Below are 23,868 nucleotides of genomic sequence, written 5' to 3' on the forward strand. Positions count from 1 at the left end.
AACCGACCGGATTTGAGCTCCCAGTCCTTTGTATTTCAACGAAGCAACTTCAATTTTATTCGCTTTTGGGACTAAAAAGTGAGCTGAACAGCGTACAAAGTATTAAAGTTACGATACCTGTGGCAAAAACCTTCTTCAAAATTAAAAGGAAGTGGGCAATACTTAAAATTTCCAAAGAAAAGAATATCAGATGATGGATCAAGACCAACAATGCCAAAAAGGTCAACCGTTGGATCTTGGTGGTGTTCTTGAAACTAAAATTCTGGAATTCATAGTTCACCCCAAAACAGAACCTCATGATCACGGGCCTTGCATAGGCCACCGTCAAAGATGCAATGGCGTTCAGGGCCAAGGTGTCTGAAAAAATATCGATGATGAACCCGAGCAGGAAAGAAACGACCATAAAAAGGGCCCTGTTACTTTTGAGAGGATACCAATAAAAGAAGATCACATAGACCATCGGGTTGATGAAGTCCATGAAATTCAAGGTGTTGAAAATCAGTACCTGGGCGAGGACCAATAGCACAAAACGGAATATGTTCAATACAATGGTGCTATTCATTGGCGGTCTTTGCTTCGAGTTCTTTGATTTCTTTCCGGTTTTTGTTCTCGATCAGGTACACATTCTTGATGTTCGCCATATCGTTGAAGAGTTCCACATCGATGTTGTAGAAACTCCTTGATTCGTTCAGGTCATATTTTTTGATGGTCCCAATGGGAATGTTCTCGGGAAAGATGCTGGACATTCCCCCGGTCACGATAGTATCGCCCACCACCAAAGGCACCAATCGAGGGATGTCGATCAGTTGGGCCACGGTGTAGTCTTGGCTAGTCCAGATCAGGGATCCAAAATAATTGGTGTCCTTGATCTTGGCGTTGATGTTGGATTTCGAGTTGAGGATGCTCTGCACGGTGGCGAAATTGTTGGAAACATTTTCCACAATGCCCAAGATGCCTTGGGAAGTGATGACGCCCATGTCCTGCTTCACGCCTTGGTTTCTTCCCTTGTCTATGGTAAGATAGTTTCTGGGAGAAACAAAACTGTTCTTGATGAGCTTGGCGCTGATCACCTCATAACTTACCATGGTGGAATCCAATGGCTGAATGCTGTCATCCTCCAAATTGAAGAGCAACTTTCGGAGGTACTCATTTTCCCCCACCAATCTCCTGTTCTCTTCACGAAGGCCAAAATAGGACGAAACATCAGCTCCAGAGGCATAGATGCTCCCCGAAATCCATTTGGAAGAATTGAAAAATCTAGACTGATGGTAGGAGTGTGACCTAACCGTCATCACCAACGAAATGAGCGCAAGAAAGCAGTAGAGAAATGCATTTCTATGGCTTAAGATGAAGTTGATGATGCGTTGCATGCAATCGTATCGTTAAGAAAATTTTGAACGCCTTCAAGGTAATGGAACCGTCCTGAAGACAGAACTATTTGATCAAAATACTTTTATAGCGTTCCAAGTTTTTAAGGGCAATCCCCGTACCACGCACCACAGCTCTCAACGGATCTTCCGCTATGTACACCGGCAGATCAGTCTTTTGTGAAAGCCTTCTGTCCAATCCCCGGAGCATAGATCCACCACCGGCCAAATAAATTCCGGTGTTGTAAATATCGGCGGCCAGTTCAGGAGGGGTTTGCGACAAGGTTTCCATAACGGCGTCCTCAACTCTCAGGATACTTTTGTCAAGTGCCTTGGCAATCTCGCGGTAGGAAACTTGTACTTGTTTGGGTTTCCCGGTCAAGAGGTCACGCCCTTGGATGGACTTGTCGTCTGGTGGGGATTTTAAATCCTCGGTAGCGGAACCGATCTCAATTTTTATGGCCTCAGCAGTGCTTTCACCCACATACAGGTTGTGCTGGGTTCGCATATAATAAATGATATCATTGGTGAACACGTCACCCGCAATTTTCACTGATTTGTCACAAACAATACCGCCCAAAGCGATCACTGCAATCTCGGTGGTACCCCCACCGATGTCCACGATCATGTTGCCCTTTGGCTGCATAATGTCCAGTCCGATACCGATGGCAGCGGCCATAGGTTCATGAATCAAGTAAACTTCTTTACCGTTCACCCTTTCTGCTGATTCACGCACTGCACGCATCTCCACTTCCGTGATGCCCGAAGGGATACAAATGACCATTCGCAAGGCTGGTGGGAACCATTTTTTCTTGAGCGCAGGGATGTTTTTGATGAACATGTTGATCATCTTTTCCGAAGCATCAAAGTCCGCAATGACCCCATCTTTCAAAGGCCGGATGGTCTTGATGTTTTCATGGGTCTTGCCCTGCATCATACTGGCTTCGCGTCCCACCGCGATTATTTTTCCCGATACACGGTCCCTGGCCACAATGGAAGGACTGTCAACCACCACTTTGTCCAGATGGATGATCAGGGTATTTGCGGTACCAAGGTCAATGGCAATCTCCTCGGTCATGAAATCAAAAAATCCCATAAAAAGCGTTTATTTCGGATTAAGGGTAAAAATTAACGGCTAATGTACTAAAATTAATGTTTAAAATGCCGTGTCCCGGTCATCACCATCGCCATTCCATTTTCATTGCAATAATCAATGCTCAATTGGTCCTTGATGGAGCCTCCAGGTTGGATCACACTTTTAATTCCAGCTTTGTCCGCAATTTCCACACAATCGGGGAACGGAAAAAAGGCATCACTGGCCATAACGGCACCGTTCAAATCAAAATTGAAGGATTGTGCCTTGTGGATGGCTTGGTTCAAAGCATCAACACGTGAAGTTTGTCCCGTTCCACTCGCACATAATTGTTTGTTTTTGGCCAGAACAATGGTATTGCTCTTGGTGTGCTTGCACAGTTTGGAAGCGAAAATCAAGTCCTCGATTTCTTCTGCGGTTGGTTTTTTGTCCGTTACTGGATTCAAATCTTCTTTGGAATCGGTTTTGGAGTCCTTGTCCTGGACCAATACCCCGTTCAAACACGTGCGGACCAAGGTTTCAGGGAGTTCTATTTCGTTTTGGACCAAGATGATCCTGTTCTTTTTGCCTTGTAGGATTCCCAAAGCTTCATCGGAATAGCTCGGAGCGATGACCACTTCGCAGAACAACTCATGGATTTCTTCGGCAGTGGCTTTGTCAATTTCAACATTGGAAATCAAAATACCGCCAAATGCGGAAACCGGGTCGCCCGCCAACGCATCCACATAAGCCTGTTTAATGGTGCTGCGTGTGGCCAATCCACAGGCATTGTTGTGCTTGAGAATGGCAAAAGTGGGGTCGTCATTCTTGAATTCCTGCATCAAGTTGACCGCGGCATCCACGTCCAAAAGATTGTTGTAGGACAGTTCCTTACCATGTAATTTGGTGAACATGGCCTCAAAATCGCCAAAGAAATAGCCTTTTTGGTGGGGATTCTCTCCGTAACGCAAAACCTGACCTTTGGTCTCACTGATCTTTAGTACCGTTTCTTCCTGGTCCTTGTTGAAGTAGTTGAAAATGGCCGTATCATAATGGGATGAAACATTGAAAGCCTTTGTTGCAAAACGTTTACGGTCTTCCAAGGTTGTGGTGCCGTTTCCTTCGGAAATGACCTTCAAAAAGTCGGCATAATCTTCCATGGAGGAAACACAGAGCACATCCTTGAAATTTTTGGCCGCCGCCCTGATCAGGGAAATGCCGCCAATATCGATTTTTTCGATAATGTCTTGTTCCGAAGCGCCGCTGGCGACGGTTTTTTCAAAAGGATACAAATCCACAATGACAATATCCAACTGCGGAATGTCAAATTCCTTCATTTGGGCCACATCGCTCTCATTGTCTTGGCGATTCAGAATACCTCCAAAAACTTTGGGATGCAATGTTTTTACACGTCCGCCCAAAATGGAGGGATAGCTGGTCACATCCTCAACGGGCACCACATCGATGCCAAGGTCACGGATAAATGTTTCGGTTCCCCCTGTGGAATAAAGGGTTACGCCAAGTTCGTTCAGTTTTTTTACGATGGGTTCCAGACCATCTTTGTGGAATACGGAAATCAGTGCAGCGGAGGCTTTTTTGGCAGTCATCTTCTGTGTCTTGAAATCAATTTATTGAGCGCACAAAATTACCCCTTTTGTCACAAAAAGAAGAGCGGGTTATCAACAAAATAGCAATAGTTTTACAGAATTTTGGCGACTTCTTGGTTGATGAATTCCAAAAACCGTTCATCGACTTCGGAAAAGGGGTCCGGGGTATTGGAATCGATATCGATTTGCCCCACATTTTCACCGTTCACAAAAAGGGGAACCACAATTTCGGCCTTCACGGTGATGCTGCAAGCAATGTAATTGTCCTGGGCAGAGACATCGGGCACCACAAAATTTTGATTGCTCAGGGCCACCTGTCCGCAAATACCTTTCCCAAAGGGAATGATGGTGTGGTCTGTGGGCGCACCGGCATAAGGTCCCAATTTTAATTCATGTTTGTCGCCATTTTTAAAATAGAACCCCACCCAATCGTAATAGGGAACATTGCTTTTCAACAGTTCACAGATTTCACCCAAACGGGTATCCACTGATTTGGATTTCTCATTGAGGATGGAAAGTACTTGGGGTCTTAGGGAGTCCAGCATGGGATTTATTTTTTGCAAAAATATAGAATAGAACATTTGTACGGAATAGGCGATCCAACTTACGCCGCATGTTTTAAACTTCTGTTAATTGAACCAATGAACGTTGATATTTTGTAGTTTTGCAGCATAATGAAGCAGATTCTTCATCGGTTCATATCATCCCTATTGGCCCTTTTGGTCTTGGTTTCCACGGTTTCATGGACGGTGGATAAGCACCTTTGTATGGGTCGCGTCATGGATATTTCCCTTTTTGCCCATGCGGATGATTGTGGTATGGAGGAGGCCATGGCGGCTATGGATGACCAAAGCATTCAGAATTCGTGTTGTGATGATGAATCGTTTACGGTTCAAGGCCAAGATGACTTAAAGCTATCTTGGAATGATTTTGACTTGGAGCACCAGCATTTTTTGGAGGCTTTCGCCCAGTCCTATCTGAATCTGTTCGTTCCGGTCGAGGAAATTCCTGCCCCTCACGAAAAATATCCGCCCCCCATTTTGGTCAAGGACATCCATATCCTGGACCAAGTCTTCTTGATTTGATGTATTGAATTCATATCGGTAACCCGTCTCAATTTTGATTCGGGCCTAGTGTTTTACACCCAATTTTTATTCAATTCAATACATACATGAAAAATAATTTATTCCTTTTTTTATTGGTTCCCATGTTCATCAATGCCCAAGATACCATTCAGGGTATGGTGATGGAGGCCAATGCGGAAAACAAGCATATTGGACTTGCCGGAGCAAATGTGTACTGGCAAGATTCCCCTATTGGCACCATGACCTTGGAGGATGGTACCTTCAGTATTCCCTATTCCAAGGACTACAACAAGCTCATTATCAGTTTTGTGGGCTTCAAAACGGACACATTGACCCTTGATGGGCCCAAAATGGTACATCATTGGCTGCAACCGTCCAACCAATTGGACGAAGTGGTCGTGGAGCAAAAACGTGATGCAGTTCAGAAGACCATTTTTTCCGCCCAGAACATGGTCACCATCAATAGTGCGGAGCTTTTAAAAGCGGCCTGTTGCAATCTTTCGGAAAGTTTTGAGACCAATCCCGCCATCGATGTCAATTTTAACGACGCCTTGACAGGGACCAAACAGATTGAAATGTTGGGGTTGACCAGTCCTTATTTATTGATCACCCAAGAGAACATTCCCATGGTTCGAGGTGCTTCACAAGCGTATGGACTCACTTTTACCCCGGGCACTTGGGTGGAGAGCATCCAGATTACCAAAGGAGCCGGGAGTGTGGTGAACGGGTACGAGAGTATTTCGGGCCAAATCAATACGGAATTGCAAAAACCGCTTACCGACCACCCCATTTTTGTGAACGGCTATGCAAATATGAATGGACGATTGGAACTGAATACCCATCTCAATACCAAATTGTCGGACAAATGGAGCACGGGACTGTACCTTCACGGCAACCGAAGGGATGCTGAAGTGGACAACAATGACGATGGTTTTTTGGACAACCCTTTGTCCAACCAAATCAATGTAATGAACCGTTGGCAATACCAAGATCTGGAAAAAGGCTGGGTCAGTTTTTTCAATGTTAGGTTTCTGGACGATGAAAAGCAGGTGGGGCAGACCGATTTTGATCCCGGAACGGACAAGTTCACCACCAATGCCTGGGGCAGCGAAATAGGTACCCAAAGGTTTGACGGTTCCTTGAAATTGGGCTACGTATTTCCAGAAATGCCGTTCCAGAGCTTTGGATTCCAGATGTCCTACAGCCACCATGCGCAGGACTCTTACTATGGGTTCAATACCTACGACATTGACCACGAGAGCATTTATTCCAACTTCTTGTTCAATTCCATCATTGGAAATACAAAGCACAAGTTCACAACTGGACTCTCCTTTGCCTATGATGGGTATGATGAGTTGGTGAACGGAGATACTTTTGCAAGGTCCGATAGGTCGGCAGGAGCGTTTTTTGAATACAGCTACACCAATCTGGAAAAATTCAGCCTTACCGCGGGAGCAAGAGTGGACACCCACAACCGATTGGGGACCTTCTTCACACCTAGGATTCATTTGCGCTATACCCCCTGGGAAAATGGAAGTTTCCGTGGTTCTTTTGGAATGGGCCGAAGGGCAGCCAATATTTTTGCGGAGAACCAAAAGATGTTTGCCTCGTCCAGGGTCATCCAACTTAATGGAAATGGAGGGGATATTTATGGCTTCGATGGCGAAAAAGCGGTGAACTATGGGTTTGGTTTCATTCAAAAGTTCAATTTATTTGAACGCCCCGGTGACTTTTCGGTGGATTTTTACCGCACGGATTTTGAAAACCAGGTTGTGGTGGACTGGGAGAACCCAAGCGAGATCAGTTTCTCCAATTTGGATGGGAAAAGCTATGCCAACAGTCTTCAGGTGGAGTTGAACCACGAAGTATTGCCAAATCTGGAAGTGCGCACGGCCTACAAATTCTATGATGTGAAAACGGAGTATCAAACGGGTTTGCTCCAAAAACCTTTGCAGGCCAAGCACCGATTTTTTACCAATGTGGGTTATAATACGCAGCCCAAGGAGAACGGATCCCAATGGCGGTTCGACTATACCTTCAACCTGCTGGGAGAGCAGCGCTTGCCAAGCACTTCTTCCAACCCTGTTGAATACCGATTGCAGGATTTTGCTGGTGGGTACAGTTTGATGAATGCCCAGATCACCAAGGTGTTTTCCAATGCATTCGAGGTCTATGTTGGAGGAGAGAATTTGACTAACTTTAGACAATACAATGCCATTTTGGGAGCAGATGACCCTTTCGGTCCCTATTTTGATACCTCTATCGTATATGCGCCAATTTTTGGAAGAATGCTCTATACCGGCTTTAGATTAAAACTATAATTAATTAAAACAAGTAACATGAAAAAAGGAATATTGATTTTGGCCTGCCTGTTGGTTTCCGTGGTGGGATTTGGACAAGATAAGAACAAAAAAATGACCTTCGAGGTCAACGGAAAGTGCGAAATGTGCAAAATGCGCATCGAAAAAGCCGCTTTAGGAGTTCCCGGCGTAAAATATGCGAGTTGGGACATCCCTACCCATCAATTGTCCTTAGTGGTGGATGAGCGCAAGACCAATTCCATGAAGGTCAAAAGTGCCATAGCGGAGGTAGGCCATGACACCAAAGAACTCAAAGCCACCCAGAAAGCGTATGATGCCGTCCACCCTTGTTGCAAATACAGGGAGGACAACACCGATGATGGTGCCTCGCACCAAAAAGAAAACGATTAAATGAAACATAGATATACCATAAATGGAATGACCTGTGGTGGTTGCGCTTCCGCTGTTCAGGAGCAGCTCTCCAAAGTGGAAGGGGTACAGCAGGTTGAGGTTAGTCTGGAAAAGGCGGAAGCAGTTATTTCAATGGGACATCATGTACCACTTCGGGAATTGAGGAATGCATTGTCCGATAAGTACTCTATCAGTGCAAAAACGGAAGAAGTCGCACAGATGGATTTGCCCGTTCAGCAATCCAAATGGAAACAATTGAAGCCTTTGTTCCTGATATTTGGTTATTTATTTGTCGCAGCATTTTTGTTGAACTATAAAAACTGGAGCTATTCCAGCGCCATGCTCGATTTTATGGGGCTCTTTTATGTGGTATTCAGTTTTTTCAAGTTTTTGGATTTAAAAGGGTTTCCAGAAAGTTTTAGGATGTATGACCCATTGGCCAAGGTGGTTCCTCTTTATGGTTGGATCTACCCGTTTTTGGAATTGGCATTGGGCTTACTTTTTTTGATGAGGTTCCAAATCGAATTGGCTTTGATCGTAACCGTTGTGATTTTGGGCATCACCACTTTTGGGGTGACCAAGTCTTTACTGGATAAGAAAAGCATTCGTTGTGCCTGCTTGGGAACGGCATTGAATCTACCCATGACCGAAGCAACATTCATCGAGAATGCCATTATGTTGGTCATGGCACTGATCATGCTTTTTTAGGATCGGAGCATATGGATAGGGAGCAATACCAATACTCTGGAGCTGTCCGAAAATGCTATTGATTGAGTGTGTATAATTTATTGTAAATCAATTGATTAAAATAATACAAGAAGAAATTTTAGTTAATTTTTAGCCAATAAAATATTTCGGATTTAAAACTGAAATACATTTACTATAGTTTTTAATTTACTGACTGATGAAAAACGCAAAGTCAACTGGAAAGTCATCTCCTGCAAAAGCTGCTGCCAAGCCTGCTGCAAAGAAGACTACCCAAGCTACTGGTAAGAAGAAGTAACTTGGTATTTTTTGGTTCGAGCGAACCATTTACTGGATACAAAAAAAAAGAAACGCCCTGATGAAAGTCAGGGCGTCCTATTTTTAGATGTTTGGAATCTTACATCATTCCGGGCATTCCGCCACCCATTGGAGGTCCGGCTGGGGAATCCTCTTTGATGTCGGTCAACGCACACTCTGTGGTCAAGATCATACCTGCAACAGAAGCGGCATTTTCCAAGGCGATACGGGTCACTTTCTTGGGGTCGATGATACCCGCTTGAAGCATATCGACATATTTGTCAGATTTGGCATCATAACCAAAATCTTTTTTGCCCTCAAGTACTTTGGCGATTACCACGGAACCTTCGCCCCCGGCATTTTCCACGATGGTACGCAAAGGCGCTTCAATGGCCTTGGCAACGATCTGTACACCTGTGGTCTCGTCCAAAGATTCGGTGGCCAGCTTTTCAAGCACTTTTTTGGCCCTTACCAAAGCAACACCACCACCGGCTACGATACCTTCTTCCACAGCGGCACGCGTGGCGTGAAGGGCATCATCAACACGGTCTTTTTTCTCTTTCATTTCCACTTCGGAAGCGGCACCTACATAAAGTACGGCAACACCGCCGGCCAATTTGGCCAAACGCTCTTGGAGTTTTTCCTTGTCATAATCGGAAGTTGTGGTCTCGATCTGGGCCTTGATCTGGTTTACCCTGGCCTTGATATCGGAAGCCTTGCCAGAACCGTTTACGATAGTGGTATTGTCTTTGTCGATGGTCACGGTCTCGGCAGTACCCAACATATCCAAAGAAGCATTTTCCAAAGAGAAACCTCTTTCTTCGGAAATCACGGTACCTCCGGTCAGTATGGCGATATCTTCCAACATCGCTTTTCTTCTATCCCCAAAACCTGGAGCTTTTACAGCGGCAATTTTAAGCCCACCACGCAATTTGTTCACTACCAAAGTGGCCAAGGCTTGACCCTCAACATCTTCGGCGATGATCAAAAGGGGTCTTCCGGATTGTGCCACTGGCTCAAGAATCGGAAGGATTTCCTGCAGGTTGGAGATTTTCTTGTCAAAAAGGAGTATATATGGATTGTCCAGATCGGCAATCATCTTATCCGTATCGGTCACGAAGTAAGGAGAAAGGTATCCCCTGTCAAACTGCATACCTTCAACAACATCCACATAGGTGTCAGTTCCTTTGGCTTCCTCAACGGTGATGACACCTTCTTTGCCCACCTTGCCAAAAGCTTTGGCGATAAGGTCACCGATAGTATCGTCATTGTTTGAAGAAATTGAGGCAACTTGTTTGATTTTGTCTGAGTCGTTGCCTACTTTTTTGGCTTGTTTTTCCAAATCGGCAACCAAAGCCTCAACCGCTTTGTCGATACCTCTTTTCAAATCCATTGGGTTGGCGCCCGCAGCAACGTTTTTAAGGCCTTCTTTCACGATGGCTTGTGCCAAAACGGTAGCGGTAGTGGTACCATCACCGGCTTGATCGTTGGTCTTGGAAGCGACTTCCTTTACCATTTGGGCACCCATGTTCTCCAGTGGGTCTTCCAGTTCGATCTCTTTTGCAACGGATACACCATCCTTGGTCACTTGGGGTGCTCCAAAGGATTTGCTTATGATCACGTTCCTTCCCTTGGGTCCCAAGGTTACCTTTACGGCCTCGGCCAATTTGTCAACACCGCGTTTCAGGCCGTCGCGTGCGTCAATATCGAATTTAATGTCTTTTGCCATTTTACTATTTTTTTGTTTGAAAATTTAGATTGCCCAAAACCCACTTTTGCGTTCCAGAGGGGTCAGGGGTCATTGTTTCTACTTTTCGGAAGATTCAGTTATATGATTGCCAAAATATCACTCTCGCGCATCATCAAATAATCGGTGCCGTCCAGTTTGAGCTCGGTACCGGCATATTTTCCATAGAGTACGGTATCGCCCACTTTTACGGTTATTTTTTCATCCTTTGTGCCAGGGCCAACCGCCACAACGTTTCCTTTTTGGGGTTTTTCCTTTGCGTTGTCAGGGATGATGATACCGGAAGCAGTCTTGGTCTCGGCCTGTAGAGGCTCAATCAATACCCTGTCTGCCAATGGTTTGATGTTTACTTTAGCCATATTTTAAATTTTTAGGTGTTTGTTTTATAAATTCTCGAATCATTTGGGCAGAAATTATGCCATTGCCCAAAAACTGACATTATGGAAAACAAAAATGCCAGCTTGTCATTCAAGCTGGCATTTTTGTATGCTTTGTCACTATCTACTAGTTAAGGGTGTCCGTAGGATCGACATCCGTGGCAGGAACTTGTTCCGGAACTTCCTCGGGAACAGTTTCAGGGATCGTGGTCTCCGTGTCGTCTCCTTGCAACAACTTGGAATCCGCTTGGCCATAGCTTCCCTTTAGGGAAACATTGGAAAGCAGGATCAACACGATCAATAAAGTGGCAAGGGTCCAGGTACTCTTGTCCAAAAAGTCCCCCGTCTTCTTCACACCTCCCACAACTTGGTTGCCACCTCCACCGAAGGATGAGGACAGCCCACCACCTTTAGGGTTTTGGACCATGATGACCAACACCAACAAAAGGCACACGATAATGATCAATATCAAAAAAATTGTAAACGTGCTCATTTCTTATTCTTCTTTTTCTTTCTGGAGGTTCTTCACCGCCTGAATTTGGTCTGCAAAGAAACCACTTTTTTCTGGATATTTCAAACTCAATATTTTATAGGCCTGAATGGCCTTTTTGTACTTTTTCTGCTCCAGATATACCTTGGCCAAAGTCTCTGTCATCAACTCGTTTTTGTCAAACTTTGTGGATTCTTTGATGTTGACCTTTGGCTTTATGTTTTCTTGGGGCACTATTTTGGGATTCTTCTGGATGAACCTGTCCAGCAACTCAAATTTTTTCTTCCGTTCCAGTTCTTCCATCACATTTTCCTCCGTTTCCACTTCTTCTGTTTTGGAAGTAAGTTGGAGCCATTCGGTAAAGGAATGTTTTTCTTTTTTGGTAAAAGGGATGGGCTTGCCCAATTGGAGCTCGGTTTCTGCTTTGGGTTTTTCTTGTGCTGAAAGTGTTGGTTCTTCGGGTATTTTGGATTTGAAGAGTTCCGGGTTCAGGATCTGTTCCGCATCCTTGATGTTTTGGGGCAAGGCGAGCTCTTCCGCTTCGCCCATCATGCTCTCGGCATTTGGGTTGGGTTCTATTTCCTCGGAAATGGCCTTTTGGTCCTCCAGTTTGGAGCCCCTTCCTGCAATGGTGTCCGCAATGTTGTTCTGGATGAATTCCTTGGAAGTGATATAATCGAACAGCACATCCCTGTCCGTGGTGTAGGCCGCCGTGGTCTTCAGGGCATTGTTGTATTTGTAACTGTCCAGATTTTTAAGTCCCTTCAAGTGCAGGGCCCTTGCCGCTTGAAAATAGGGATATTCCTCAATGATGTCCTCCAGTTCCCGGGTCTGTTTGGGGGACAGGATGGTATTAGAGTTTTGAAGAATATGTATAAAATCCGTTACGTTCATACGCGGTTACCAATTGCCCAAGGAAGCATTGAAAATGTCCTGTGTGAGGCGTTCAAATATTTCTTCATGCGCTGCTGCCTGAACCGATGTCAGGGAAGCGGTTGCATCAAAATCATAAAAGAAGGAGAAACGGCGTTCAAAATCCGCATCTTCCTTGGTCCTGTTGAAGAACCGTACGTTCACGCTCATGGTGAGGCGGTTCTGGGCGGTACGTTGATCGGAGGTGGCCGTCATCGGAATCACTTTGTACTCGATGATTTCCCCTTCGAACAACAAATCGCCATTGCTTCCGGTTAGGGAAAGACTGGTAAGGTTGTTGATCATGTTCTGTAAGGCCTGGGTAAAATCCCGATCCAGTCCGGGCACAATGATGGAGCCGGGCGTTTGGTCGGCATAGTTCTGGAAAAAATTCACCTGAAAACTTTTGGCAGTCCCAATGTCCGCCCCAGAAAAATTGTAGGCCCCACAACCGGAGAGAAAGAAGACCAATCCCAACAATCCAACCTTTAAGCTAATTTTTTTCTTCATACTGTGTTCAAATAACATCGCCATCAAATTAGAGATCGTACTGTTTGATCTTTCGGTACAAGGTCCGCTCCGAAATGCCCAGCTCGGAAGCGGCCGCCTTGCGCTTGCCCCTGTTCCGCTCCAACGATTTTTTGATGAGCTCTATTTCTTTTTCCTGTAAAGATAGGGTTTCTTCCTCTTGGATCTCTTCGGCAAAGTGATATCGGTCCTCCAGCGGCTGTTGCATGGGAGGGTGCACTTTACCTTCTACAATGGGTTCGGGCAAATGGAGCACTTCGGCCATGGTCTCCTCTTCCTGTTCAATGTCCTCTTCGGGTTTCCCGTAGATCTTACGGATGAGGTTTTCATTTTCCTTCTGCACCTTTTTGGAATCGTTTTCCTTGAGGAGTTCCAGCGTGAGTTTTTTGAGGTCGTTCAAATCTCCTTTCATATCGAAGAGCACCTTGTAGAGGATTTCACGCTCATTGCTGAAATCACTTTCTTTTTTGGTCTGGCCTACCACTGCGGGTAGATTGGAACCAATGGCATCGGGCAGATAACTTTTTAGGGTGGTGGCGGAAATGGTCCTGTTTTCCTCCAATACGGATATCTGTTCGGCGATGTTCCGCAATTGCCTGATGTTCCCCGGCCAACGGTATTTCAATAGTAGATGGACGGCATCGTCCTCCAGGCGTATGGTGGGCATTTTGTATTTCTGACCAAAATCCGAAGCAAATTTCCGGAACAGCAAATGGATGTCCTCCTGTCGTTCACGGAGTGGAGGGATGTTGATCTCCACCGTGCTCAACCTATAATAAAGGTCTTCCCTGAACTTTTCCTTTTCGATGGCCTCGAACATGTTCACGTTGGTGGCCGCCACAATGCGGACATTGGTCTTTTGTACTTGGGAGGATCCCACTTTCAGGAATTCCCCGTTTTCCAGCACACGGAGCAAACGCACCTGGGTAGTAAGCGGGAGTTCGCCCACTTCATCCAAGAAGATGGTTCCGCCATCGGCCACTTCAAAATACCCGCTTCGGGTTTGTGTGGCCCCGGTGAAGGCACCTTTTTCGTGACCAAAGAGCTCACTGTCGATGGTTCCTTCGGGAATGGCCCCACAGTTCACGGCAATGTATTTGGCGTGCTTGCGGTGCGATAGGGAATGGATGATCTTGGGAATGGCTTCCTTTCCGACCCCACTTTCCCCCGTGACCAACACGGAAATGTCGGTCGGGGCCACTTGGATGGCCTTTTCTATGGCTCGGTTGAGCTTCACATCGTTGCCGATGAGCTCGAACCGTTGTTTTATCGATTGGATGCTCTCCATTAATATGAATTGTTCTTTGAATATTCAATGGCCTCGCCGATCAAGGTGGCAGAGGTACATTCATTGATCTTTACGTTTACAAAGTCGCCCACTTTGTAGTGTTCCTTTGGAAATACCACCACGGTGTTCTGAGAGTTTCGTCCCATCCAATGGTCGTCGGATTTTTTGGAGGTTCCCTCGATGAGTACTTCCTCGGTCTTGCCCACATGCTCTTGCGTGCGATAATGGCTGTGCCTTTGTTGCGCGTCAATGATTTCCGTTAGACGTCTTTTCTTGGTCTCTTCGGGAACGTCATCTTCCATTTTACGCTCGGCCAAGGTTCCGGGTCTTTCGGAATAGGCGAACATGAACCCAAAATCGTATTTGACGTATTCCATCAAACTCAAGGTGTCCTGATGGTCTTCTTCTGTTTCGGTTGGGAAACCGGTGATCATATCTTGACTGATGGCGCAATCGGGAATGATTTTTTTGATGTTGTCGATCAGTTCAAAATATTCCTCACGAGTATGCAGGCGGTTCATGGCCTTCAAGATCCTGTTGCTACCGCTCTGTACGGGCAAGTGGATGTATTTACAGATATTTTCATATTTGGCCATGGTCTCGATCACGTCCAAGGTCATGTCCTGCGGATTGGAAGTGGAGAAACGGATACGCATTTTGGGCTGGGCCTGGGCCACGAGTTCCAAAAGTTTGGAAAAGTTCACAGATATGGCCTTTTGCATTTCCGAGGCCTTTTCAAAATCCTTCTTCAAACCACCACCATACCAAAGGTAACTGTCCACATTTTGACCCAAAAGGGTGATTTCCCTAAACCCTCTTTCCCAAAGATCGTTCACTTCTTCCAAAATGGATTGGGGGTCACGGCTACGCTCCCTACCACGGGTAAACGGTACTACACAGAAAGTGCACATGTTGTCACAGCCCCGGGTGATGGACACAAAAGCGGTCACCCCGTTGGAGTTGAGCCGTACAGGGGCCACATCGCCATAAGTTTCGTCCTTGGAAAGAATGACGTTCACGGCATTACGGCCCTCATCGATTTCTTGGATGAGGTTGGGCAGGTCCTTGTAGGCATCAGGGCCCACGACCATGTCCACGATCTTCTCCTCTTCCAGGAACTTGCTCTTCAAGCGTTCCGCCATACAGCCCAAAACGCCGACCTTCATGCCGGGATTCGTCTTTTTGACGGCGTTGAATTTTTCCAGACGCTTGCGCACGGTCTGTTCCGCTTTTTCGCGGATGGAGCAGGTGTTCACCAGGACCAGGTCGGCCTCCTCCAATATCTGTGTGGTGTTGAACCCCTCGTTGGCCAGAATGGACGCCACGATCTCACTATCGGAAAAGTTCATCTGGCAGCCATAGCTCTCAATATAGAGCTTTCGGGTGTTCTTTTCGTGCTTCTCCATAGCCAAGGTGCTTCCCTGTTGGCTTTCGTCTATTATTTTCGTTACACTTTCGTCCTTAATCATATTGCTGCAATGGGGTGCAAAGATAGTGCTTATTCCATTTTAGTGACAATATGGCAGTATTTTTTAGGATTATATTGTGGATTCGGGAGTTAATAGTACCTTGAACAAAATAACATAACCATTACCGATATGGATTTTACCCATGTATCCCAACGCATTGACGAAAGTGGCCCAACAGCGTTTGGGAGTGTGTTCAACCGATCTGTGGAGCTCTTCAAAAAAGTTTGGTTGCAGGGCTTCCTTACCTTGCTGTTGACCGTTGTGGCCATGATTCCTTTTTATATTTTGATCTATGCGCCCATGCTGGCCATGGGAATTTCGGACCCCGAAGCCTTTGAGCATAACGAGATGCCCCCGGCATTTGCGGGCATCATGATTTTGGTAATGCCCATTTTTTCCGTTGGGGTGATGGTCATTGGTCTTTGTTTGAACGCCGCTTTCTTGCGCATATGCCGAAAGTACGACATGGACGAAATGGGCAGGGACGATTACTTTTTCTATTTCAAAAAGCCCTATTTGATCAAGGCGCTTGTCCTTTCCTTGCTGATGTTCGGATTGTCCTTGTTGGGATTGCTGGCCTGCGGACTTGGCATCATCTATTTGGTGGTACCCATGTCCCTTTTTCCCGCCTTTTTTTCTTTTGATCGCGAGCTGACGGCCATGGAAATCGTGAAATCCGGGTTTGCGTTGGGCAATAAGAACTGGCTCATCATATTTGCTTTGGTCTTTGTGGCAGGATTGGTGGCCCAGTTGGGGGTCATCCTCTGTTTGGTGGGTGTTTTCTTTACGGCGATGTTTTCCAAGATTCCCATTTACTACATATATAAGGATGCCATTGGTCTGTCCATGGATGCCTAAATTTTCACCAACAGTTGACGCAACTTTTTGGAAGATTTTCATCCATAAGGTTAAAATACCGACTATTATGAAAAAGAAAATCCTTTTGTTGCCATTTATGGCCCTACTTTTTTTGGTGTCCTGTACCGATGACGATTCCAGTGATAAATATGCTGACTACATCGTGGCCCGTCCCTTGGTGATGAGCAAGGCCGAATTTGCCAACAGTGTTGACATCATTGCACCTAGACCCATTGAAGAATCGGGAAAGGTCTATACCTATAAAGATTACATTTTTGTGAATGACAAATACCAGGGCATCCATGTGATTGACAACCGAAATCCGCAGCAACCCGTAAAAATTGGATTCATCAATATTCCCGGCAATGTGGACATTTCGGTGAAGGACGATTATCTTTTTGCGGATAGTTTGGCGGATCTAGTGGTCATCGATATTTCCGACATCGAAAACATTGCGTTGGTGAATCGCTTGGAAAACGTATTGCAAGGTGGCATGATGTTTCCTTTTGAGGCCAACATCATTGAGGATGTGGAATATGATTACCAAAATGATATCATTGTCGGGTGGACGACCACTACGGAAAGAAGGCTGATCTCCGAAGTGGAAAAAAGTGGTTGGGGCTTTTTTACGAATGACATGGTCGCCATGGAATCCGCCAGTGGAGGAACAACGGGCCAAGGAGGGTCGCTCGCGAGGTTCAAGATCGTGGAGGATTACCTCTACGCCGTGGACAGCCATAACATCAACGTGTTCAATATATCCGACATGGATAACCCACAGGCATTGGAAGATGTGTATGCAGGTTTTGATATAGAGACCATTTTTTACAATGGCAATTACCTTTTCTTGGGCAGTATGCGGGGAATGTATATATATGACATCACCGATCCTGCAGCACCTTCCAAGGTTTCCGAGTTTGAGCATGGCACCGCCTGCGACCCGGTGGTGGTGGATGGCGATTATGCCTATGTGACCTTGCGTGGCGGAAACATGTGCGGTGCCACCGAGAGCGGATTGTTCATTGTGGACATTTCGGACATTGCGAACCCAGAACTGGCGGTGCAGTACCCCATGGACGAACCCTATGGTTTGGGCATCAGGGAAGAAAAACTTTTCGTTTGTGATGGATCTTCAGGTCTGAAGGTCTATGACAAGACCGATATCAATGACCTCAAAGAACTGAACCATTTTGAGGACATCATCACTTTCGATGTCATTCCTTTGGAAAACCATCTGATCATGGTAGGGGACGGAATCCTATATCAATATGAGTATCTGGATAGTGGAATCAAGCTCATCAGCCAGATAGGGCTCAACTAAAAAAAGTATAAATACCATGTCAAATATCCCGTTTTCAGCGGGATATTTTTTTGATATAGGTTCCATAAAAACCCAAAATCGAAAAATTGATATACTTTTGTTAGGACAAAAACCAGTGCATGCCAAAGAATTTAGTTATTGTAGAGTCCCCCGCTAAGGCAAAGACCATAGAGAAATTTTTAGGAAAAGAATACCAAGTCGAATCAAGTTTCGGCCACATAGTGGACCTCCCCTCAAAAGAACTTGGGGTGGATGTGGAAAACGATTTCAAGCCAAAATATACTGTTGACAAGGATAAAAAAGCCTTGGTGAAAAAACTTAAGGACCTAGCCCAAAAGGCCGATACCATTTGGCTCGCCAGTGATGAGGACCGCGAGGGAGAGGCCATTTCGTGGCACTTGGCGGAAGAACTGAAACTGGACAAGAGCAAGACCAAACGGATCGTGTTCAACTCCATCACCAAATCGGCTATCCAAAAGGCCATAGAGAACCCAAGGGACATCAACTACAACCTGGTGAATGCACAACAAGCCCGAAGGGTCCTCGACCGATTGGTGGGCTATGAGCTTTCGCCCGTACTCTGGAAAAAGATAAAACCGGGACTTTCCGCAGGTAGGGTACAGTCCGTTGCGGTGAGGCTCATCGTGGAAAGGGAGCGGGAAATCGAGGGCTTTGCCCCCGAGGCATCGTTCAGGATAAAGGCTGAATTCAAGACCGATAGTGGCAATGTCTTTTCGGCAAGGATGAACAAAGCTTTCCCTACCAAGGCAGAGGCCGAAAACTTCCTCAAGCAGAATATTGGTTCGGATTTTTCAGTGGCCGATCTGGACAAAAAACCGGCAAAAAAGTCTCCGGCAGCACCGTTCACCACTTCGACCTTACAACAGGAAGCCTCACGAAAACTTTATTTTTCTGTTAGTCGCACCATGCAGGTGGCGCAACGGCTCTACGAAGCAGGTCTGATCACCTACATGAGAACGGACAGCGTGAACCTTTCCAATGAGGCATTGAGCGCCGCCAAGGAAGCCATTGTCCAAAACTATGGGGAGAAGTATAGCCAAACAAGAAACTTTACGGGCAAGACCAAAGGGGCACAAGAAGCCCACGAGGCCATTCGCCCAACCGATATGAAATTGCAGTCCCCTTCCCTCGAAAGGGACCAATCCAAACTCTACGAACTGATCTGGAAACGGACCCTGGCCTCCCAAATGAGCGATGCACAGTTGGAACGCACCAATGTGAAGATCAAGGCCAGCACCCACCAAGAGGAATTTACCGCCAATGGTGAAGTGGTCAAGTTCGATGGGTTCCTTAAAGTATATCTGGAAGGTACCGATGATGAAGAGGGGGTGGAAGAGCAGGAAGGAATGTTGCCGGCCATGAACGTGGGCGAGGCACTACAGAATGTTTTTATCTCCGCTACAGAACGCTTTACCAGACCTCCCTATCGCTATACGGAGGCCTCCTTGGTGAAAAAGCTGGAAGAACTGGGCATTGGTAGACCATCTACCTATGCGCCTACAATCTCTACCATCCAGAATAGGGGCTATGTGGAAAAAGGAAGTGTTGAGGGCACGGAGCGGAAATACTTCCAATTGGTTTTGGAAAAAGGAAAAGTCGCAGAGGAACAACTTACCGAGATGGTGGGTTCGGACAAGGGAAAACTGGTCCCCACTGATATAGGTATGATCGTGAACGACTTTTTGGTGAGCAATTTCACCAAGATATTGGATTACAATTTCACGGCACAAGTGGAGGAGGATTTTGATGAGATTGCTACTGGCGAAGAGGACTGGCAGCAAATGATGAAAAATTTCTATAAGGACTTCCATCCCAATGTATTGGAGGTCGAGGAAAATGCCGAAAGGGCGAGTGGGGAACGCATCTTGGGCGTAGACCCCAAGTCGGGCAGACAGGTTGCTGCCAGATTGGGCCGTTTTGGACCCATGGTGCAGATAGGCACTGTGGAAGAGGAGGAAAAGCCGCTGTTTGCCAGCTTGCTTCCCGATCAGTCCATTGGGACCATCACTTTTGAGGAGGCGATGGAACTCTTCCAGTTGCCCAGGCAATTGGGGGAATACAAAGGAGAGGAGGTCGAGGCGAACGTGGGCCGGTACGGTCCATATGTCAGGTTCGGGAAAAAGTTCATTTCCTTGGATGCGGGCGAAAGCGCCTTCGATGTGGATCTGGACCGTGCCATAGAGCTCATCAAGGAGAAGGAAAAAGCGGATGCGCCCATCGCTACGTATGAAGGCAAGGAAGTCACCAAGGGAAAGGGCAGGTTCGGCCCCTTTATCAAATGGGACGGCATGTTTATCAATGTGAACAAGAAATACGATTTTGACCATCTTTCCCAATCCGATGTGGAGGAACTCATCGAGGACAAGAAGAAAAAGGAGGCTGAAAAAGTGGTCCAGGAGTGGCCCGAGGAAAAGATCAGGATAGAAAAGGCGAGATGGGGAAGGCACAACATCTTGAAAGGCAAGCTCAAAGTAGAGCTTTCCAAGGACGTGGATGCCACAAAGATCACTTTGGAAGAGGCAAAGGCCCTTTTGGAAAAGAAATCACCTAAGAAAAAAGCCAAGGCAAAGAAATAATATGGCGTTCGATTTTTTGGTTCCCGTAAAGGACAGGGTGTTGGCACACATGGAGTTGCTGCCCCAACAGGCCATCGGCAAGAACATCCACATGCATACGGAAAAGGACGGACTTCCCGTGTTCGCCCATGCCGATGTGGCCATCTTTGGCGTATTGGAATCCAGGAACGCATTTGAAAAAAAACCCGAAAAATTGGATGTGGACGAAGTGCGCATCCAACTCTATCGCCTCATGATGGGCAACTGGAACTCCACCATCATAGATATCGGGGACGTGGAAGAGGGCGACACCGTCGAAGACACCTATTTTGTTGTAAAGGAAATTGTGGCGGGCCTGTTGGAGGAAAACATCATACCTATTATAATAGGATGTACCCAGGATATCACCTACCCAACCTATCGTGCCTTTGACAAGATCAAGGATATGGTGAACCTTGTGGCCATAGACAGCCGTTTTGATTTTGGTGAGGATGAGGAACTCATTTCCTCGCACTCCTACATGAGCAAGATCATTACGGACAAGCCCAACAACCTTTTTAATTTCTCCAATATAGGGTACCAGAGCTATTTCAATGCGCAGGAAGAGATCGACCTGATGGAACGTCTTTTCTTTGATGCCTATAGGTTGGGCGAGATTGCCGCGGATATAGAACTGGCAGAACCCATACTGCGCAGTAGCGATATCGTAAGCTTGGACCTCAGGGCCATACGCGCCAGCGAAATGGGAATGACCCGTAACTTTTCCCCCAACGGGTTCACCGGTAGGGAAATATGTGCCATAGCCAGGTATGCCGGGATAAGCGATAGGGTCTCCCTGTTCGGGATCTACGAAGGGGAGAACTCCAACCAAGCCTTTCAGATGATTGCCCAGATCATCTGGTATTTTATAGAAGGGTTGTCCTTTAGGATAAAGGAACAGCCCAGCTCAAAGAGCGAAGACTTCACCAAATTCACCGTACCCACCGACACGGAAGAGCTTATCTTCTACAAAAGCCACGTGACCGAACGCTGGTGGGTGGAGGTGCCATCAATTTTGGGCGAGCATACTAAAACAAATTCGGTGGCGTTATTACCATGCACCGAAGGGGACTATTTGGATGCTTGCAACCAGAACATTCCCGAAAGGTGGTTCAAAGCCTATAGAAAGGGCTTTCACTAAACAAATTAAATTTTACGCATTAATTGTTCTTGCACAATAATTTATTCAAAAATTAGTTTTGAGAGTAATGAATTTGTGTATCACAGTTTATAATCTTGAATCGAAAGTAATTTAACCTAAAGTATGAGAAAGCTATTCTTTTCATCCATGGCGCTTGTTTTTTTGCTCACCAGTTGTGGGTCCAAATCGAGCTCGAAAGGTGAACTAGTTGGGGTCAGTGGAAAAAAATGGCATCCAGAGAAGCCCTATGGCATGGAACTGATCCCGCGCGGCGCCTTTGTTATGGGGAAGGCCGAAGAGGACCAGGCAAAAGTGTTGAACGCCCCCACAAGAACGGTCACCGTACGGTCCTTTTATATGGATGATACGGAAATCACCAATAGTGAGTACCGACAGTTTGTGGAGTGGGTAAAGGATTCCATAGTCAGGACCAGATTGGCCATTTTGGCCGATGAACTTGGAATCGGACCAGAAGATGAAGGTATTGGAGAGTACGCCTTTAAGGATACCGATACCACCGAACTTTCCGTTTATGACAAGTACATGCTCGACAATTATGCCGGGCTTGGTGACACTGGTTATGAAGGAAGGGCACTGAACAAGGATGTGGACTTGGTATGGGACACTTCCGAATATCCAGATGAGTATTATGCAGAAGTAATGGACTCCCTTTATATTCCAGAAGAGGAAAGTTATAATGGATTGAGGACCATCGATGTGACCAAATTGAAATATAAGTATAGTTGGATGGACATTGAGGCTGCTGCCAGGGCAAAGACAGGGAGCAGAAAGGACTTCATCAGACATGAAGAATTTGAAATATACCCAGACACCACGGTTTGGATCAGGGATTTTGAATACTCCTACAACGAACCCATGCACAACGACTATTTCTGGCACGATGCCTATAGCGACTACCCTGTTGTGGGTGTGAACTGGATGCAGGCCAAGGCCTTCTGCAACTGGAGGACCAAGTTCAAGAACGATGACCAAAAGTCCCGTGGCAAGCAGTTCGTGAACCAATTCCGACTGCCGACCGAAGCTGAGTGGGAATATGCCGCAAGGGGCGGAATCGAAGGAGGAACCTATCCTTGGGGTGGGCCATATGTGATCAGTGATACAGGTTGCTTTATGGCCAACTTCAAGCCACAACGAGGGGATTATGCAGCAGATGCGGCTCTATATACCGTGGAGGCCAAATCCTTCGAGCCAAACGAGTACAACCTTTATAATATGGCAGGAAATGTATCCGAGTGGACCAACTCCAGCTTTGATCAGAACGCCTACGAATATGTGTCCACCATGAACCCCAATATCGGTTCAGGGCAAAATCAAAGAAAAGTGATCCGCGGAGGATCTTGGAAAGATGTCGCCTACTTCCTTCAGGTAAGTACCAGGGACTATGAGTACCAAGATTCCGCAAGGAGCTATATCGGGTTCAGGACGGTCCAGGATTATATGGGCGAAGAGGACTCCACTAGGGGCCAAGGATTGCCGGATTAATTAGAAGAATAAAAAAAGAAAGCAGAGAACATTATATAAATAAGCTTAGTTAGTAACCAAATACTTATTATTTATATAACTTAATTAAAACTAGAATTATGGCACAGTCAAAATCAACAAAAAAATTGTTTAACATGGCCTACGGGCTTGGAGCATCGGTTGTAATTATCGGTGCATTGTTCAAGATCCTTCACTGGGAGTTCGGACCACTTACCGGTGGACTTCTTCTTGCAGTTGGACTTATTACCGAAGCATTGATCTTCGCCATCAGTGCATTTGAACCAGTGGACGACGAATACGATTGGTCTTTGGTATACCCAGAATTGGCAGGTGGCCAACAGAGCGTTTCCAAAAAACAGGATGCCAAGGATGCCAAAGAGGCTGAAGGAATCCTTTCCAGAAAATTGGACGAGCTTTTGAAAGAAGCCAATATCGATGCCAACCTATTCTCTAGCTTGGGTGAAAGCATCAAGAGTTTTGAAGGTGCCGCTAAAAATATAGCTCCTACAACAGATGCCATCCAGCACACCAAAAAATATTCTGAGGAATTGTCTCATGCCGCCGCCCAAATGGAATCTTTGAACAGCTTGTACAAAGTACAATTGGAAAGCGCCAGCCGTCAAGCCTCCATCAATGAGGAAGTGGTTCAGAATGCAGGTGCATTGAAAGACCAAATGGAATCTTTGGCAACCAACCTTTCTTCCTTGAACGGAGTTTACGGAGGTATGCTATCCGCCATGGGAAGCAGAAACTAATTAGATACAAATTAGTCGAA

Annotated in this window: 22 protein-coding genes; 10 read left to right on the forward strand and 12 right to left on the reverse strand. The window is 46.0% G+C overall.

All coding sequences use genetic code 11. The annotated features are described in order from the left end of the window. Nucleotides 1-55: 55 nt before the first annotated feature. From FOT42_RS08355 to FOT42_RS08375, 5 genes are all read right to left on the reverse strand, one after another. Nucleotides 56-562 (reverse strand): rod shape-determining protein MreD, encoded by a 507-nt coding sequence (locus FOT42_RS08355; RefSeq protein WP_151890119.1) that lies wholly within the window; start codon nt 560-562, stop codon nt 56-58. Then, nucleotides 555-1,370 (reverse strand): rod shape-determining protein MreC, encoded by an 816-nt coding sequence (gene mreC, locus FOT42_RS08360; protein ID WP_151890120.1) that lies wholly within the window; start codon nt 1,368-1,370, stop codon nt 555-557. Before mreC ends, FOT42_RS08355 begins: the two co-directional genes overlap by 8 nt. 64 nt (nt 1,371-1,434) lie before the next feature. Then, complete coding sequence (locus FOT42_RS08365) at nt 1,435-2,463, reverse strand: rod shape-determining protein (RefSeq protein WP_072875703.1); 1,029 nt, start codon at nt 2,461-2,463, stop codon at nt 1,435-1,437. 53 nt (nt 2,464-2,516) lie between these two features. Continuing rightward, nucleotides 2,517-4,046, reverse strand: a complete 1,530-nt coding sequence (purH, locus tag FOT42_RS08370; protein WP_151890121.1) for a bifunctional phosphoribosylaminoimidazolecarboxamide formyltransferase/IMP cyclohydrolase — start codon at nt 4,044-4,046, stop codon at nt 2,517-2,519. Between the two features lie 92 nt (nt 4,047-4,138). Further along, complete coding sequence (locus FOT42_RS08375) at nt 4,139-4,591, reverse strand: GAF domain-containing protein (RefSeq protein WP_151890122.1); 453 nt, start codon at nt 4,589-4,591, stop codon at nt 4,139-4,141. A 129-nt stretch (nt 4,592-4,720) separates the two neighbouring features. On the opposite strand from FOT42_RS08375, the gene FOT42_RS08380 reads away from it, so the two are divergent. From FOT42_RS08380 to FOT42_RS08395, 4 genes are all read left to right on the forward strand, one after another. Next, nucleotides 4,721-5,131, forward strand: a complete 411-nt coding sequence (locus FOT42_RS08380; protein ID WP_226789828.1) for an HYC_CC_PP family protein — start codon at nt 4,721-4,723, stop codon at nt 5,129-5,131. A gap of 86 nt (nt 5,132-5,217) precedes the next feature. After that, nucleotides 5,218-7,452, forward strand: coding sequence for a TonB-dependent receptor (locus tag FOT42_RS08385; RefSeq protein WP_151890123.1), 2,235 nt, complete (start codon nt 5,218-5,220; stop codon nt 7,450-7,452). 18 nt (nt 7,453-7,470) lie between these two features. Next, entirely contained in the window at nt 7,471-7,842 is a 372-nt protein-coding gene (locus FOT42_RS08390; RefSeq protein ID WP_151890124.1) for a heavy-metal-associated domain-containing protein, read from the forward strand. Next, nucleotides 7,843-8,550, forward strand: a complete 708-nt coding sequence (locus FOT42_RS08395) for a heavy-metal-associated domain-containing protein (RefSeq protein ID WP_151890125.1) — start codon at nt 7,843-7,845, stop codon at nt 8,548-8,550. Nucleotides 8,551-8,944: 394 nt separating this feature from the next. Here the strand turns inward: FOT42_RS08395 and groL are convergent, their stop codons facing one another. The 7 genes from groL to miaB form a co-directional block, all read right to left on the reverse strand. After that, nucleotides 8,945-10,573 carry a chaperonin GroEL gene (gene groL, locus FOT42_RS08400; protein ID WP_151890126.1) on the reverse strand — a complete coding sequence of 543 codons (1,629 nt, stop codon included), beginning with the start codon at nt 10,571-10,573 and terminating at the stop codon, nt 8,945-8,947. Between the two features lie 98 nt (nt 10,574-10,671). Further along, entirely contained in the window at nt 10,672-10,950 is a 279-nt protein-coding gene (locus FOT42_RS08405) for a co-chaperone GroES (protein WP_108422708.1), read from the reverse strand. Between the two features lie 145 nt (nt 10,951-11,095). Continuing rightward, the gene (gene secG, locus FOT42_RS08410) at nt 11,096-11,461 is read right to left on the reverse strand and encodes a preprotein translocase subunit SecG (protein WP_151890127.1); all 366 of its coding nucleotides are present in this window, start codon (nt 11,459-11,461) and stop codon (nt 11,096-11,098) included. A 3-nt stretch (nt 11,462-11,464) separates the two neighbouring features. After that, nucleotides 11,465-12,352 (reverse strand): hypothetical protein, encoded by an 888-nt coding sequence (locus FOT42_RS08415; protein ID WP_151890128.1) that lies wholly within the window; start codon nt 12,350-12,352, stop codon nt 11,465-11,467. A gap of 6 nt (nt 12,353-12,358) precedes the next feature. After that, on the reverse strand, nt 12,359-12,880 hold the full coding sequence (locus FOT42_RS08420; protein WP_151890129.1) for an LptE family protein: 522 nt from the start codon (nt 12,878-12,880) through the stop codon (nt 12,359-12,361). 28 nt (nt 12,881-12,908) lie between these two features. Next, nucleotides 12,909-14,186 (reverse strand): sigma-54 interaction domain-containing protein, encoded by a 1,278-nt coding sequence (locus FOT42_RS08425; RefSeq protein WP_151890130.1) that lies wholly within the window; start codon nt 14,184-14,186, stop codon nt 12,909-12,911. Next, complete coding sequence (gene miaB / locus FOT42_RS08430; protein WP_151890131.1) at nt 14,186-15,655, reverse strand: tRNA (N6-isopentenyl adenosine(37)-C2)-methylthiotransferase MiaB; 1,470 nt, start codon at nt 15,653-15,655, stop codon at nt 14,186-14,188. The genes FOT42_RS08425 and miaB overlap by 1 nt, the downstream gene beginning before the upstream one ends. Before the next feature lie 129 nt (nt 15,656-15,784). On the opposite strand from miaB, the gene FOT42_RS08435 reads away from it, so the two are divergent. From FOT42_RS08435 to porL, 6 genes are all read left to right on the forward strand, one after another. After that, nucleotides 15,785-16,513 carry a hypothetical protein gene (locus FOT42_RS08435; protein WP_151890132.1) on the forward strand — a complete coding sequence of 243 codons (729 nt, stop codon included), beginning with the start codon at nt 15,785-15,787 and terminating at the stop codon, nt 16,511-16,513. Nucleotides 16,514-16,580: 67 nt separating this feature from the next. Next, nucleotides 16,581-17,834 carry an LVIVD repeat-containing protein gene (locus FOT42_RS08440; protein WP_151890133.1) on the forward strand — a complete coding sequence of 418 codons (1,254 nt, stop codon included), beginning with the start codon at nt 16,581-16,583 and terminating at the stop codon, nt 17,832-17,834. 119 nt (nt 17,835-17,953) lie between these two features. Next, nucleotides 17,954-20,431 carry a type I DNA topoisomerase gene (gene topA / locus FOT42_RS08445; RefSeq protein WP_151890134.1) on the forward strand — a complete coding sequence of 826 codons (2,478 nt, stop codon included), beginning with the start codon at nt 17,954-17,956 and terminating at the stop codon, nt 20,429-20,431. Between the two features lies 1 nt (nt 20,432). Next, nucleotides 20,433-21,590, forward strand: coding sequence for a formimidoylglutamase (locus FOT42_RS08450; protein WP_151890135.1), 1,158 nt, complete (start codon nt 20,433-20,435; stop codon nt 21,588-21,590). Between the two features lie 123 nt (nt 21,591-21,713). Continuing rightward, nucleotides 21,714-23,093: a T9SS ring complex lipoprotein PorK/GldK gene (gene porK / locus FOT42_RS08455; RefSeq protein ID WP_151890136.1), complete on the forward strand. Its 1,380-nt coding sequence runs from the start codon at nt 21,714-21,716 to the stop codon at nt 23,091-23,093. A gap of 98 nt (nt 23,094-23,191) precedes the next feature. Continuing rightward, a complete protein-coding gene (gene porL, locus FOT42_RS08460) occupies nt 23,192-23,848 on the forward strand; it encodes a type IX secretion system motor protein PorL/GldL (RefSeq protein WP_072875662.1) in 657 nt (218 codons plus the stop codon). Nucleotides 23,849-23,868: the final 20 nt, after the last annotated feature.

The organism is Flagellimonas hadalis (genome assembly GCF_007785775.2).
Classification (GTDB): domain Bacteria; phylum Bacteroidota; class Bacteroidia; order Flavobacteriales; family Flavobacteriaceae; genus Flagellimonas; species Flagellimonas hadalis.